The following is a 13241-nucleotide window of genomic DNA, read 5'->3' as shown; positions in this document are numbered from 1 at the left end:
ACTCGGCGCGTAACCTGGAATAACAGGCAAAGCAGATCAAAATGTGGGAGGGGGCTTGCTCCCGATAGCGGTGGGTCAGTAAAGAATAGGCTGGCTGACACACAGCCATCGGGAGCAAGCCCCCTCCCACATTTGACTCTCCAGCGTTCTGGGGATATCTAGGATACCCAAACAAAAAATGCGCCCGGTTGGGCGCATTTTTTTGTGTGGTCAGCTATCGCCTATCAGGCAATCGCATCCCAAGCGCGATCACCGTTCTCGTCCTTGATCCGGGTCGGCAAGCCCATCACATCCAGCGCCTTTAGGAACGGCTCAGCCGGCAGTTCCTCAACGTTGGCCATGTGCTTCACATCCCACTCGCCACGCGCAACCAGCAGCGCAGCAGCGACCGGTGGAACGCCTGCGGTGTAGGAGATGCCCTGGCTGTCGGTCTCGGCATACGCCTCTTCGTGATCAGCCACGTTGTAGATGAACATTTCCCGCGGCTGGCCATCCTTGGTGCCTTTGACCAGGTCGCCGATGCAGGTCTTGCCGGTGTAGCCCGGGGCAAGCGAAGACGGATCAGGCAGCACGGCCTTGACCACTTTCAACGGCACCACTTCCAGGCCTTCGGCGGTCTTGACTGGCTTCTCGGAGAGCAGGCCGAGGTTTTTCAGTACGGTAAACACGTTGATGTAGTGTTCGCCGAAGCTCATCCAGAAACGCACGTTGGGCACGTCGAGGTTTTTCGACAGCGAGTGCACTTCATCGTGGCCGGTGAGGTAGAGGTTCTGCGAGCCAACTACCGGCAGGTCGTCGGTGCGTTTGACTTCGAACATGGTGTTGCTGGTCCACTGGCTGTTCTGCCAGCTCCACACCTGCCCGGTAAATTCGCGGAAGTTGATTTCCGGATCGAAATTGGTGGCGAAGTATTTGCCATGGGAGCCGGCATTGACGTCGAGAATGTCGATCGAATCAATGCGGTCGAAATGCTGTTGCTGCGCCAGCGCGGCGTACGCGTTGACGACACCTGGGTCGAAGCCCACGCCAAGGATGGCGGTGATGTTCTTCTGTTTGCATTCTTCCAGGTGATTCCATTCGTAGTTGCCGTACCACGGCGGGGTCTCGCAGACCTTGCCCGGCTCTTCGTGGATGGCGGTGTCGAGGTAGGCCACGCCGGTATCGATGCAGGCGCGCAGTACCGACATGTTGAGGAACGCGGAACCGACGTTGATGACGATCTGTGACTCAGTTTCGCGGATCAAGGCCTTGGTCGCTTCCACGTCCAGGGCGTTCAGCGCAAAGGCTTGGATATCGGCGGGTACCTTGAGGCTACCCTTGGCCTTGACGCTGTCGATGATGGCCTGGCATTTGGAGATGTTGCGCGACGCGATAGCAATACGACCGAGTTCGTCGTTGTGCTGCGCGCACTTGTGGGCCACCACCTTGGCGACACCTCCTGCACCAATGATAAGAACGTTCTTTTTCAATTGCTTTATTTCTCCTATATCCGCCAGCTTAGGAAAGGCTGGACAGGTAGTCGTCGTAACCAAATTCACGAACCACCTCGACTGTACCGTCGAGTTGTTTCACTACGATGGACGGCATTTTCAGGCCGTTGAACCAATTTTTCTTGACCATGGTGTAGCCCGCGGTGTCGATGAACGACAGCCGATCGCCGATGGCCAGCGGACGATCGAATTGATACTCGCCGAAGATGTCCCCGGCCAGGCAGGATTTGCCGCACACCATGTAGGTGTGTTCACCCTCGCTTGGCGCCAGCTTGGCATTGAGGCGATAGATCAGCAGATCCAACAGGTGGGCTTCGATGGAGCTGTCGACCACGGCCAGGTGCTTGCCGTTGTAGAGTGTGTCGAGCACGGTGACTTCCAGGGAGGCGCTGTTGGTGATCGCAGCTTCCCCCGGTTCCAGGTACACCTGCACGCCGTACTTCTCGGAGAACGCCTTCAAGCGCGCGCAGAACGCGTCCAGCGCGTAGCCTTCACCGGTAAAGTGGATGCCGCCGCCGAGGCTGACCCACTTGACCTTGTGCAGCAGCTCACCGAAACGTTCCTCGATGGTGCCAAGCATTTTGTCGAACAGGCTGAAGTCGCCGTTCTCGCAGTTGTTGTGGAACATGAAGCCAGAGATCTGCTCGATCACGCCGTCGATCTTCACCGGGTCCCATTCGCCCAGGCGGCTGAACGGGCGCGCCGGGTCGGCCAGCAGGTAGTCGGAGCTGCTCACCTGCGGGTTCACACGCAGGCCACGGGTTTTGCCCTCGGAACGCTCGGCAAACCGCTGCAGCTGGCTGATGGAGTTGAAGATGATCTTGTCGCAGTTCTCCAGCATCTCTTCGATTTCATCGTCGGCCCAGGCCACGCTGTAGGCGTGCGCTTCACCTTCGAACTTCTGGCGGCCGAGCTTCAACTCGTACAGCGACGACGAGGTGGTGCCGTCCATGTATTGCTGCATCAGGTCGAACACCGACCAGGTGGCAAAGCACTTGAGTGCCAGCAGAGCCTTGGCGCCGGACTGCTCGCGCACGTAGGCAATCTTCTGCATGTTGACCAGAAGCTTCTGTTTATCGATGAGGTAATACGGCGTTTTGATCATTTTTGAGAGCCTGCGGCGGTGCCTGCCAAAAAAGGACACGCATTGTGCCCGCACTTGGAACAGATCGAAAGGTTAGCGGGCGGATTTTGCGCGCCGTGTTCAAGCATAGGGCCTGAGTGTGACCGTTCGTTGGGAGGAGGGCGGTACTACCCATCAAGTTAACGTTCGCGTATTGAAGCATGAACATGAGCAGATCTTGTGATGATCTATAGAATAATGAGTTTGTCTCATTATCACCCTCTGCCGACAATGGCTGCCATCAATAACGACATTGGAGCTTTAGGTCATGGCAGTCGCTCATTCCCTCGGATTTCCGCGCATTGGACGCGACCGCGAACTGAAAAAAGCGCAGGAAGCGTTCTGGAAAGGCGAGCTCGACGAGGCCGGCCTGCGTGCCGTGGGCCGTGACTTGCGAAAGACCCATTGGGAACTGCAAAAACAGGCCGGCATCGAACTGCTGCCCGCCGGTGATTTCGCCTGGTACGACCAGGTACTCACCCACTCGCTGATGTTCGGCGTGATTCCCGAGCGCTTCCGCCCGGCCGATGGCCAGGCCACGTTGCATACCCTGTTCGCCATGGCCCGTGGGGTCAGTGACAGCTGCTGCGGCGGTGCCCACGCCCAGGAGATGACCAAGTGGTTCGACACCAACTATCACTACCTTGTGCCGGAGTTCAGCGTCGACCAGCAGTTCCACCTGGGGTGGGACCAGCTGTTCGAAGAGGTCAAGCAAGCCCGTGACCTCGGCCACACCGTCAAGCCAGTCGTGATCGGTCCGCTGACCTACCTGTGGCTGGGCAAGACCAAGGGTGGCGATTTCGACAAGCTTGACCTGCTCGAGCGCCTGCTGCCGCTGTACGGCCAGATCTTCCAGCGCCTGGCGGACCTGGGCGTGGAGTGGGTGCAGATCGACGAGCCGATCCTGGTGCTCGATTTGCCCCAGGAGTGGAAGAACGCGTTTGAGCGTGCCTACAACCTGATCCAGCGTGACCCGCTGAAAAAACTGGTGGCGACCTACTTCGGTGGCCTGGAAGAGAACCTCGGTTTGGCCGCCAACCTGCCAGTGGATGGCCTGCACATCGACCTGGTGCGAGCGCCGGACCAGTACCCGACCATCCTCGACCGCCTACCGGCTTATAAAGTGTTGTCCCTGGGCGTAGTCAATGGCCGCAACGTTTGGCGCTGCGACCTGGAAAAAGCCTTGGCCACCTTGCAGCATGCCCACGAGAAATTGGGCGATCGCCTGTGGGTTGCGCCGTCCTGTTCGCTGCTGCACAGCCCTGTGGACCTTGGCCGTGAAGACCAGCTGGATGCCGAGCTGAAAAGCTGGCTGGCCTTTGCTGTTCAGAAGTGCGAAGAAGTGGCGGTGCTGGCCCAGGCTGTTGACCAGCCCGAAGCCCCCAACGTACTTGTCGCCCTGGCCGAAAGCCGAGCCGTACAGGTTGCCCGCGCTGCTTCGCCACGGATCCATAAGCCTGCCGTTCAAGCCCGTGTCGCCGCCATCACCGCCCAAGACAGCCAGCGTCAGTCGCCGTTTGCCCAACGCATTGCGAAACAGCGGGCCGGCCTGGACCTGCCGCTATTCCCGACCACCACCATCGGTTCGTTCCCGCAAACTGCGTCGATCCGCCTGGCACGCCAGTCTTATAAGGCCGGCAAGTTGAGCGAAGCCGAATACGTCGAGGCCATGCACAGTGAGATCAAGCACGCCGTCGAGGTCCAGGAAAACCTCGGGCTGGATGTGCTGGTGCACGGTGAAGCCGAGCGTAACGACATGGTCGAGTACTTCGCCGAACAACTGGATGGCTACGCGTTCAGCCGTTTCGGCTGGGTGCAGAGCTACGGTTCGCGCTGTGTGAAACCGGCGGTGATTGTGGGTGATCTGAGCCGCCCGAAAGCCATGACCGTGGAGTGGCTCCGCTACGCCCAGGGCCTGACCGACAAAGTGATGAAGGGCATGCTGACTGGCCCGGTGACGATGCTGATGTGGTCGTTCCCAAGGGAAGACGTGAGCCGCGAAGTGCAGGCCCGGCAACTGGCCCTGGCGATTCGTGACGAAGTGCTGGACCTGGAAGCGGCCGGGATCAAGATCGTGCAGATCGACGAAGCCGCATTCCGTGAAGGCTTGCCGTTGCGCCAGGCGCAGTGGCAGCACTACCTTGACTGGGCCACCGAGGTGTTCCGCCTGTGCGCCTGTGGTGTGCGAGACGAAACCCAAATCCACACCCACATGTGCTACAGCGAGTTCAATGATGTAATCGAGTCCATCGCGGCAATGGACGCCGACGTGATTACCATCGAAACCTCGCGTTCGGACATGGAGCTGCTCGACGCATTCGAAGCCTTCGCTTACCCGAATGAAATCGGCCCGGGGGTGTATGACATCCACTCGCCACGGATACCGGATGCCTCGGAGATGGCCAACTTATTGCGCAAGGCCGCCAAGCGGATTCCGGCAGAGCGTCTGTGGGTCAACCCCGATTGCGGTTTGAAGACGCGGGGTTGGCCGGAGACGGAGGCGGCGCTCATTCACATGGTCACCGCCGCCCGCCAACTGCGCGCCGAATTGGCCTGACACAGTCTAAAAAATGTGGGAGTCCCCACCACATTTTCGATGTGACGCTGTCGCGCAGCAAACTGTTTGGTAAGAGGGGTTGCTTGCCATAGCGGTGGGAGGGGGGCTAACAGCCGACCAGGATGTTGGGGTTTTGACCGAGTACATATCCGTTGCTGCGGTAACGGCCACTTAGGGTTCCGCTCTTACAGCGGGTCACTTTTGGAAGGACCCAAAAGTAACCAAAAGGTCCTCGCCCCACCACTCGGTGCCTCGCCTAGGCTCGGCATGCCCGAACGCAGGCTTGAATCCGTGGGCCGCCGCAATGGGCCATCCATGGCCCAGTGCGGCTAACCCGGCGTCCTGCCGGGTTACCCACGGATTCAAGCCTGCGTTCGGCCAGCGTGGTTTAACGGGGCGCCTGAGATCAAAAGCAAGATCAAGAGCCACTCGCTTCGCATCGTAGATACGCTGGCGGCGCTTCTGCTTTTCTGTAGGAGCGAGCTTGCTCGCGAAAAACCCGAGTGCGCCGCGCTCATCCTGAGTTCCCGCGTCATCGTTAACGACCTTCGCGAGCAAGCCCGCACACAGGGGAACGCGCCCGCCTCAACGATCAGGTCGGCTCTAAGGCCGCCTCGCTTTTGTTTTTGATCTTGATCTTAGGCGGCCCGTTAAACCACGCTGGCCGGAATCTGACATGGATTTGGGGGGTAAACCGGCAGGGATGCCGGTTTAGCCGCCCCGCGCCATGGATGGCGCGTGGCGGCGGCCCCCCAAATCCATGTCGGATTACGGGCACACCGAGCCTAGGCGAGGTGCCGAGTGGTGGGGCAAGAGCCTTTTGGTTACTTTTGGGCTCTTTCAAAAGTGACCCGCTGTAAGAGCGGAACCAATAGCCGCCGTTACCTAAATAACGGATATGTACCCGGTCCAACAACCAACCACTCGTTCACATCGCCGACGTGACGCTGTCGCGCAGCAAACTGGGCCGCCTCCAAAATATCTGGTTTAGAGACTAAATTTTAACTCTGTAAAATCAGTAGCTTATTTGATGTTTGATAAGAGGGGGCTTGCCCCCGATGGCGGAGTTTCAGTACCAAATCCATTGGCTGAACCACCGCTATCGGGGGCAAGCCCCCTCCCACATTTGGAGTAGCGATAGTCAGAGATATTTGAGCCAGGCGATGTCGCGCCGACGCGCTTTGAGCGCGGCAAACCAGCGCACGGGCGGGTACAACGCCAGCGGCATCCACAGCGCGGCCAGCCACACCGCGCCGATGCTGTCGAAGCCGAAATAATTGCCGTGGTTGAGCCCAAGCAACGCAGCACAGGCCACATACAGTATTTTCAGCACATACAGGTGCAACAGGTAGAAGAACATCGGCGCGGCGCCAAACACGGCCAGTACACCGATCCAGCGTTTATGCCCGACACGTTCGAACGCCAGCAGTACCAACAAGCCAATGCCCAGCGTCAACGCCAGGAACAACAGCGAAGGCGGGTACTTGGTAATGTTGAAGAAGCTCATCAGTGTCTGCACGCCGCTGTCATACGCCTGCCAAGGCTTGTCGCCGTACCCGTTGAGCATTCGCAACAGCACAAACCCCACCAGCGCGCCGATTCCCGCCGTCAGCAAATAACGCTGGCGCCTGGCCGGCGGTGTGACATTGGCAAACCAGGGGCCGACGCTGTAGCCCAGGGCAATCACGCCGATCCACGGCAACACCGGGTAGGTCACGCGCAGCCGCAGGTTTTCAGACACCTGGATCCAACTGCGTTCATGCAGGATCGACCACAGCGCCTGCGACGTCGATCCCGGGGCCAAGTGCACTGCATCGAGCAAGTTATGCCCGGCAATGATCACCAGGGCCAAGCTGATCAGCAACGCACGCGGCAACCACACCAGGGCGGCGAGGGCGATCATGCTCACGCCGATTGCCCAGATCACCTGCATATAGATCACCGTGGGCGGCAGCTGGAAGGTCCAGGCGAAGTTGACCAGGGTGAACTCCAGCACCACCAAAAACAGCCCGCGCTTGAACAGAAACGCCGACACGTCGCGCCGGCCCTGGTATTTCTGGCCATACAGCCAAGCCGACAAGCCGGTGAGCAGCACAAACACCGGCGCGCATAGATGGGCCAGGGTGCGGCTGACAAACAGCGCAGGCTCGGTGCTGTCGATGCTCATCGGGTCGCTGACCTGGCGATGCAACAGGAAGGTTTCGCGCACATGGTCCAGTAGCATGAACAGGATCACCAGGCCGCGCAGGGCGTCGATGGACTGCAGGCGTTGGCGTAAGGTAGTAGCGTCAGTCATAAGTGGGAATCACAAGCGGGCAAATAATTGACGTTATCCTATAACATTTGAGGCGCATGATGATCAGCATAAAGACGCAATCAGCCAAGGCGGTGATCGAATTCTGGAAACAGGCGGGGCCCAAGCGTTGGTTCGCCAAGGACGATGGCTTCGACACAACCTTTCGCGACACCTTCTATACCACCCATATGCAGGCCGCACGGCGCGAACTGGAAGATTGGCTGACCTGCGCCGACGGTGCGCTCGCGTTATTGATCCTGCTGGACCAGTACCCGCGTAACGCCTTTCGCGGCACCGCGCATATGTTCGCCACCGACCCGCTGGCACGCCTGTATGCACATCAGATGGTGGACGCCGGGCTGGATCAACAGATCGAACCCCAGTTGCGTGCGTTCTGTTATTTGCCGTTTGAACACTCGGAAGATCCGCAGGACCAGCAACGCTCGCTGACGCTCAACCAGCAGTTGGATGCCAATACCTACCACTGGGCCAAGGAACACGCCGTTATCATTGAGCGGTTTGGGCGCTTTCCTCATCGTAATGCGGTGTTGGGCAGGGCTACGACACCAGCGGAACAGGTTTTTTTGGGTGAGGGTGGGTTTGCGGGGTAAGGCGTAGGAGGGGGCGTGCTGAGCGCCTTCAGCTGATCCAACAGTGCGGTGCGTCGGTTAGCTTGGAGGAGACCTGAATCACTTGAAGAATTCGCCTACAAAGTTTTAGGTTAAATCCCATACTTCGCGTGCTTGTAAAGGTTTCTTGCGTGCTCAAACATCATTATCAGGACAACTGACCTGGGACGCATGACTTGCAGCCAAATGTGCGGATACTGATTTTAGCTTGCAGTACCACCGTAATGGCCCAGCTAGGCGTGACACTTTATCTGCCTGCCACGCCTTACATCGTTAATGCGCTCGGTATGAGTGCGGCTGAAGGCTACAACGCTTTGCTGATGTATTTAAGCGGTGCCGCAGTCCCATTGACTTTCACCGCTCACCTTATTCGGTTATTTGGTCGTTCGGCAGTTCTGTGGGTGTTCTGCTGCATGTTCTTTTGTGGAAGTTTTTTATCCGTGTGGGCTTATGACGATAAAAGCTTTTATTTTTCCAGGCTGCTGCAAGGCTTGGGTGGCGGCGGGGCGGCGTTGCTGGGACGCGCATTGTTATCGCAGGTTTTCTCGGGAGCTCACTTGGCGAGGACTTTATCCCTTTTATCCTATTCATTTGTTTTTGCGTTGGTGGCGGGACAAGTCGCAAGCGGGTTTTTAGTTTCTTTTTTTCGCTGGGAAGTGGTGGCAGTGGTCATGGCGTGCGGCTCAATCATCTGCGCTATCTTGGTACTGCCTGTAAGAGAGATTCTGTCTGCTCTGGATATCGACAGTCAGCAGCGAGTCGGACGTCCAAGGTATGCAGCTATGGTCAGTCATCCCAGCTTTTATTTGCCGGTCATACTAGGCGGGTGTGGTTATGGGGTGTTTGTTGTGTACCAAGGTGTAGGTGTCTACGTTTTTGACGCGCTATTGGAGTGGGATAGCGCGCAATACGGGATGTTTGGGGTATGGCTGGGGCTTGCCTATTTCGGCGGGGCGCTGTCTGTAAGGTATGCATTGAGGTCGGTTAGCATATCTGCACTTTCAATTATGGCCGGCGGTGTGCTGCTTTTTGCGGTGTTGATATTTTTGTTAACAACCTTAAAGCACTTGGATCGTCACTTTGTGTTTTTGGCATATCTAGCAGTCTGGTATGCCCAGGCAATGATCTACCCCTGTGTCGCGTCCATGGCGGTAAAAAAATACCCAGGTATTGAGGCAATGATGCTGTTTAGCTTCTTGCAACAGCTAGTTGCTCTGTTATTCGGAGCATTAGCATCACTGCTCATTGCCGTTGGCATGCATGGCGTGGCATTACTAACCCTTGGTTTAGGCGTCTTGGGAGCGCTGGTGACAGTTTTACTGTCAAATAACAGTAGCAGCTAGGCACCGGGGCGGCTTTTGTATTCCCACCAGGAATGCCCCCATAAAAACCCTGCATTGTCCTTATCGACCCGAATCTCGTAGCTTAGAGGCTCATCCACCGGAGATAGCCTATGAGCCAACTGCGCCTCTACGTTGATTCGCTGTTCACCAGCCCCTACGCCATGTCGGTGTTCGTCGCGCTGCGGGAAAAAGGTTTGGCGTTCGAGACGGTTCCTCTGGATCTGGATGCTGGACAAAACCAGTCGGCAGATTACGCCCAACGCTCCCTGACCCAACGGGTACCCACTCTGGAACACGGTAATTTCACGCTGTCGGAATCTTCGGCAATCACTGAGTACCTGGACCAGGCGTACCCTCAGATCTGCGTTTACCCAACTGATCTGCAGCAGCGGGCAAGGGCGCGACAGGTCCAGGCCTGGCTGCGCAGCGATTTGCTGCCGATCCGCCAGGAGCGCTCGACGCTGGTGGTGTTCTACGGGCAGAAGATGCCGCCTTTATCGCCGGTGGCTCAGGCTGCTGCGGGCAAGTTGATCACTGCTGCTCAGGCACTTCTGGCAGGCAACCCTGAGTATTTGTTCGGTGAGTGGTCGATTGCCGATGTGGACCTGGCGGTGATGCTCAACCGCTTGATCCTCAACGCAGACGCCGTACCGACCGAGCTGGTGGCGTACGCGCAACGCCAGTGGCAACGCCCGTCAGTTCGGGAGTGGGTCAACCTGCAGCGGCCTGTGCTCTAGCTGCCACTCTTCCTCGATACGTCGGTCGAGGTCCTCCCAGTGGGCCATGCCCAGCACCCGTGTGGTGTTCAAGCCCCGCAGGTAGCCGCGTAGTTGTTGGGCGCTAGCCGAGCGTTGTTCAGCATCGGCGCTTGGGTCCAGCAGCACGTCTTCATAATCGACCAGGTAATCGGCGACCCGCTCGCGAAACTCCGGTAGTACGGCTTCGCGGATGCGGTCGAAGGTTTTCTGGTAGGGCTTCATGGCGGGGTCCTTATAGATTTTATCGGCTGCCTGACACTATCGGTTCAAATGATAGTCACCATCAAGGATCACAAGTTCTGTTTTTTCGCCAATCGCGCAGAATCTGCACATCGAAACGCGGCTCAAGGAAATGCGCGATGAGGACAATTATCCAGTTTGCACTAATGGCCCTGATGCTGGGCACGGCGGCCATGACCACCCCGGCGATTGCCGATGAACTGCGTACAGGCCATTTGCTGCCACTTGCCGCTGGCGTAGACTCCCTGCAGCGCGCCCAGTCAGTGGGAGTGTTGTTCAGCGAAAACACTCGCGAGAACCTCAATTACCTTGACCGCTACCACGCCATGGCCCTGAACGGCGCCAAGGACGCGTTGGATGGGCGGATTCGCGAGGCGTTCGTCAACAGCTCCGATCCGGAACTGGCCATCGACTGGTTGATGAATTCGCTACAGGGCACTTTTCTCTCGGTGACGGTCTATAGCAGCCTGGATGCCCTGGTGCGGGCACATCCGGACGTGGTGGTGGTGCTCGATGCCCATAACCAATTGCTGACCCAGCATAACGACCGGGTCGAGGCGCGCTTTGCCGCACGTTTCTATGACGCGAACCTGCAGTACATCGCCAAGGCTGAAGGCTCGGTGGACAAGCATGTGCCGTCGGTGTGGGTGCACGATAAGGCCGCGCCTGAGATCGCCGCGCTGATCGAGCAACAACGCGATGTCCAGCAAGACGCCCTGAAGCAATTCGACGTATCGCTAAAGGCCCTGGTTCGCGCAGGTTGACCCGCGAATGGATGTAAACCCTATTGGTTATTTTCAGGAATCTGTATGCGCTCTTCTTTTGCCCCGGCCCTGGCCTTCACTGCTCTGTCGCTGACCGGATGTATCACTGCCCCGAATGCTCCCTCACTGACCCTGCAAACCGCCAAGACTCCTCAAGGCTATGTGCAGTGCGTATTGCCCAAGCTGGAAAAACACGGCATCACCTCCACCGTGACGCAGAACTCGCGCCACGCCAAGGTGTTGTTGACCAGCAAGATTGCTGCCGATGATGTGCTGGAGGCCTACAAGTCCCAGGACGGCACCAAGGTGTTCCTGTATGAGCGCAAACCGCTGGCCTCGGCGATCAAACCGTCGCGGCTTGAGCAGGCGGCCCAGGACTGTAAGTAAGCCCGTTCTGAAAGGCAATGCATTTCAAAATGTGGGAGGGGGCTTGCTCCCGATGGCGGTGGGTCAGCTACAGATGAGCTGACTGACACACTGCTATCGGGAGCAAGCCCCCTCCCACATTTGGACCATCATTGGGCTCAAGGTTTGGCTTCGTTGCTGAAACTATCGACCGTCTTGATCAGCCCCTGCGCCGCCAACGCCACCAGCTCACCGCCTTTCTCCACCGTCGCCAGCGCCGGGTCCGAACCCATGCGCCCATCGGGGAAGCGTGCGCGGAAGTCCAGGGCTTCGCGGATCGGGCCGGTGTTGGCAATTTGCGGCGAGTACTCGGCCGACTTGATCGACTGCGGGTATGCCCACTGCGTCACTGCGATCTCCGACGGCGTAGCGTGGCTGCCGTGGCCGACCGGAAATTGGCGGTGGGCCAGGTCCGTTACGCCTTCCAGGTCCCACCAATTGACCAGCTTCAGCGCGAAGCCGGCCGGGCGGCGGGCGAAGCTGGCTTCGGCGTACAGCTCGGAGAACGCTGCTTCGATTGTGGCGATATTGCCGCCGTGGCCGTTCAAAAACAGGATCTTTTCGAAACCATGCCCGGCCAGCGAGCGCACCCAGTCGCCAATCGCGGCGATAAAGGTGGAAGGGCGCAGGGAGATGGTGCCGGGGAAGCCCAGGTGATGTTGGGCCATGCCGATATTGAAGGTCGGGCCGATGAGGATGTCGGCATTTTTTTGCGCCTCATGGGCGATGATCTCCGGGCACATCCAGTCAGTGCCCAGCAGGCCGGTAGGGCCATGTTGTTCGTTGGAGCCGATGGGAATCACCACCGTGCGACTGCGTTCCAGAAACTGCCCGATTTCGATCCAGGTGGAGGTGTGTAGAAGCATGCGACGCTCTCTTTTATCTGTGGGGACAGGCTATCCGCCACGGATTGTACGACTACTCGCCACCTGTTGGGGTTTGCAATTGAGGTAGGTCGAGGACTTCAACCAGCGCTGGTCCGGGTACCAGGAGAACATGAACTGCCCACCCTTGAGCTTGTCCACTACCTGGCGCGCCACCTGTGGGCGCACCGCCGGGCAGCCCTGGCTGCGGCCGATGCGGCCTTCGCGCTTGCTCCACAAGGGGCTGACGTAGTCGGCGGCATGGATCACGATGGCACGGTCGCGCGCCAGGTCATTGAAGCCGGGTTCCAGGCCATCCATGCGCAGCGAGTAGCCGTGGGTGCCGAGGTAGCTTTCCTGGGTGCGGAACAAGCCGAGGCTGGACTGGTGGCTGCCCTCGAGGTTGGAGAACTGGGTGGCGAAGTTTTCCCCGGACTTGGCTCCATGGGCCACCAGGTCACGCAGCACGAGAGTCTGTTTGCGCAAATCGAAGATCCACAGCCGACGAGCGGTCGAGGGCTGGGAGTAGTCAATAACCGCTAGGCGATCGGAACGTTCCTCGCCGTTATTGACCGCGCACTGCACTGCGCTCAAGGCGCTTTTCAGCACGGCGGGATTGAGTTCTGGAGCCGAGCGCGCCAGGCTGCTATACAAGGAAGGAGGGGGGCCATTGGCGGCGAGCGCAACATTGCTCAGTAAAGCCAGGCTCCCGGTCATCAAGCCCACGGTGGTTATTCCGAGGCGGCGCATAAAAGTCAGCATCTACAGTCGAT

Annotated in this window: 12 protein-coding genes; 6 read left to right on the top strand and 6 right to left on the bottom strand. The window is 58.4% G+C overall.

Annotation, left to right across the window (positions count from 1 at the left end):
- Nucleotides 1-224: 224 nt before the first annotated feature.
- Both BLU48_RS12470 and BLU48_RS12465 read right to left on the bottom strand, forming a co-directional pair.
- Entirely contained in the window at nt 225-1469 is a 1245-nt protein-coding gene (locus tag BLU48_RS12470; RefSeq protein WP_057022581.1) for a saccharopine dehydrogenase family protein, read from the bottom strand.
- A 28-nt stretch (nt 1470-1497) separates the two neighbouring features.
- Nucleotides 1498-2595: a carboxynorspermidine decarboxylase gene (locus BLU48_RS12465; RefSeq protein WP_043050558.1), complete on the bottom strand. Its 1098-nt coding sequence runs from the start codon at nt 2593-2595 to the stop codon at nt 1498-1500.
- 286 nt (nt 2596-2881) lie between these two features.
- Here BLU48_RS12465 and metE point away from each other — a divergent pair, with 286 nt between their 5' ends.
- Nucleotides 2882-5170 (top strand): 5-methyltetrahydropteroyltriglutamate--homocysteine S-methyltransferase, encoded by a 2289-nt coding sequence (metE, locus tag BLU48_RS12460; protein ID WP_057022580.1) that lies wholly within the window; start codon nt 2882-2884, stop codon nt 5168-5170.
- A 1141-nt stretch (nt 5171-6311) separates the two neighbouring features.
- On the opposite strand, the gene BLU48_RS12450 is transcribed toward metE, so the two are convergent.
- A complete protein-coding gene (locus BLU48_RS12450; RefSeq protein ID WP_057022578.1) occupies nt 6312-7466 on the bottom strand; it encodes a DUF1624 domain-containing protein in 1155 nt (384 codons plus the stop codon).
- Nucleotides 7467-7522: 56 nt separating this feature from the next.
- On the opposite strand from BLU48_RS12450, the gene BLU48_RS12445 reads away from it, so the two are divergent.
- From BLU48_RS12445 to yfcF, 3 genes are all read left to right on the top strand, one after another.
- Nucleotides 7523-8077 carry a DUF924 family protein gene (locus BLU48_RS12445; protein WP_124356111.1) on the top strand — a complete coding sequence of 185 codons (555 nt, stop codon included), beginning with the start codon at nt 7523-7525 and terminating at the stop codon, nt 8075-8077.
- A gap of 242 nt (nt 8078-8319) precedes the next feature.
- Entirely contained in the window at nt 8320-9438 is a 1119-nt protein-coding gene (locus BLU48_RS12440) for an MFS transporter (RefSeq protein WP_057022576.1), read from the top strand.
- Nucleotides 9439-9548: 110 nt separating this feature from the next.
- Nucleotides 9549-10175 carry a glutathione transferase gene (yfcF, locus tag BLU48_RS12435; protein WP_057022575.1) on the top strand — a complete coding sequence of 209 codons (627 nt, stop codon included), beginning with the start codon at nt 9549-9551 and terminating at the stop codon, nt 10173-10175.
- Here yfcF and BLU48_RS12430 read toward each other — a convergent pair.
- Nucleotides 10134-10418 (bottom strand): hypothetical protein, encoded by a 285-nt coding sequence (locus BLU48_RS12430; RefSeq protein WP_057022574.1) that lies wholly within the window; start codon nt 10416-10418, stop codon nt 10134-10136. The genes yfcF and BLU48_RS12430 overlap by 42 nt on opposite strands.
- A gap of 137 nt (nt 10419-10555) precedes the next feature.
- Here BLU48_RS12430 and BLU48_RS12425 point away from each other — a divergent pair, with 137 nt between their 5' ends.
- A complete protein-coding gene (locus tag BLU48_RS12425; RefSeq protein WP_057022573.1) occupies nt 10556-11200 on the top strand; it encodes a hypothetical protein in 645 nt (214 codons plus the stop codon).
- 45 nt (nt 11201-11245) lie between these two features.
- Nucleotides 11246-11587: a hypothetical protein gene (locus tag BLU48_RS12420; protein WP_057022572.1), complete on the top strand. Its 342-nt coding sequence runs from the start codon at nt 11246-11248 to the stop codon at nt 11585-11587.
- Between the two features lie 137 nt (nt 11588-11724).
- Here BLU48_RS12420 and BLU48_RS12415 read toward each other — a convergent pair whose 3' ends face one another.
- Nucleotides 11725-12471, bottom strand: a complete 747-nt coding sequence (locus BLU48_RS12415; protein ID WP_043050566.1) for a creatininase family protein — start codon at nt 12469-12471, stop codon at nt 11725-11727.
- Between the two features lie 30 nt (nt 12472-12501).
- Entirely contained in the window at nt 12502-13230 is a 729-nt protein-coding gene (locus BLU48_RS12410) for a murein L,D-transpeptidase catalytic domain family protein (RefSeq protein WP_046072276.1), read from the bottom strand.
- Nucleotides 13231-13241: the final 11 nt, after the last annotated feature.

The organism is Pseudomonas synxantha (assembly GCF_900105675.1).
GTDB lineage: Bacteria > Pseudomonadota > Gammaproteobacteria > Pseudomonadales > Pseudomonadaceae > Aquipseudomonas > Aquipseudomonas synxantha.
This window is presented reverse-complemented; position numbering and strand designations above follow the sequence as displayed.

Excerpts from the sequence above, each read along its gene's own strand:
- BLU48_RS12465 (WP_043050558.1), bottom strand. The coding sequence starts at position 2,595 with ATGATCAAAACGCCGTATTACCTCATCGATAAACAGAAGCTTCTGGTC.
- metE (WP_057022580.1), top strand. The coding sequence starts at position 2,882 with ATGGCAGTCGCTCATTCCCTCGGATTTCCGCGCATTGGACGCGACCGC.
- BLU48_RS12450 (WP_057022578.1), bottom strand. The coding sequence starts at position 7,466 with ATGACTGACGCTACTACCTTACGCCAACGCCTGCAGTCCATCGACGCC.
- BLU48_RS12445 (WP_124356111.1), top strand. The coding sequence starts at position 7,523 with ATGATGATCAGCATAAAGACGCAATCAGCCAAGGCGGTGATCGAATTC.
- BLU48_RS12440 (WP_057022576.1), top strand. The coding sequence starts at position 8,320 with ATGGCCCAGCTAGGCGTGACACTTTATCTGCCTGCCACGCCTTACATC.
- yfcF (WP_057022575.1), top strand. The coding sequence starts at position 9,549 with ATGAGCCAACTGCGCCTCTACGTTGATTCGCTGTTCACCAGCCCCTAC.
- BLU48_RS12430 (WP_057022574.1), bottom strand. The coding sequence starts at position 10,418 with ATGAAGCCCTACCAGAAAACCTTCGACCGCATCCGCGAAGCCGTACTA.
- BLU48_RS12425 (WP_057022573.1), top strand. The coding sequence starts at position 10,556 with ATGAGGACAATTATCCAGTTTGCACTAATGGCCCTGATGCTGGGCACG.
- BLU48_RS12420 (WP_057022572.1), top strand. The coding sequence starts at position 11,246 with ATGCGCTCTTCTTTTGCCCCGGCCCTGGCCTTCACTGCTCTGTCGCTG.
- BLU48_RS12415 (WP_043050566.1), bottom strand. The coding sequence starts at position 12,471 with ATGCTTCTACACACCTCCACCTGGATCGAAATCGGGCAGTTTCTGGAA.
- BLU48_RS12410 (WP_046072276.1), bottom strand. The coding sequence starts at position 13,230 with ATGCTGACTTTTATGCGCCGCCTCGGAATAACCACCGTGGGCTTGATG.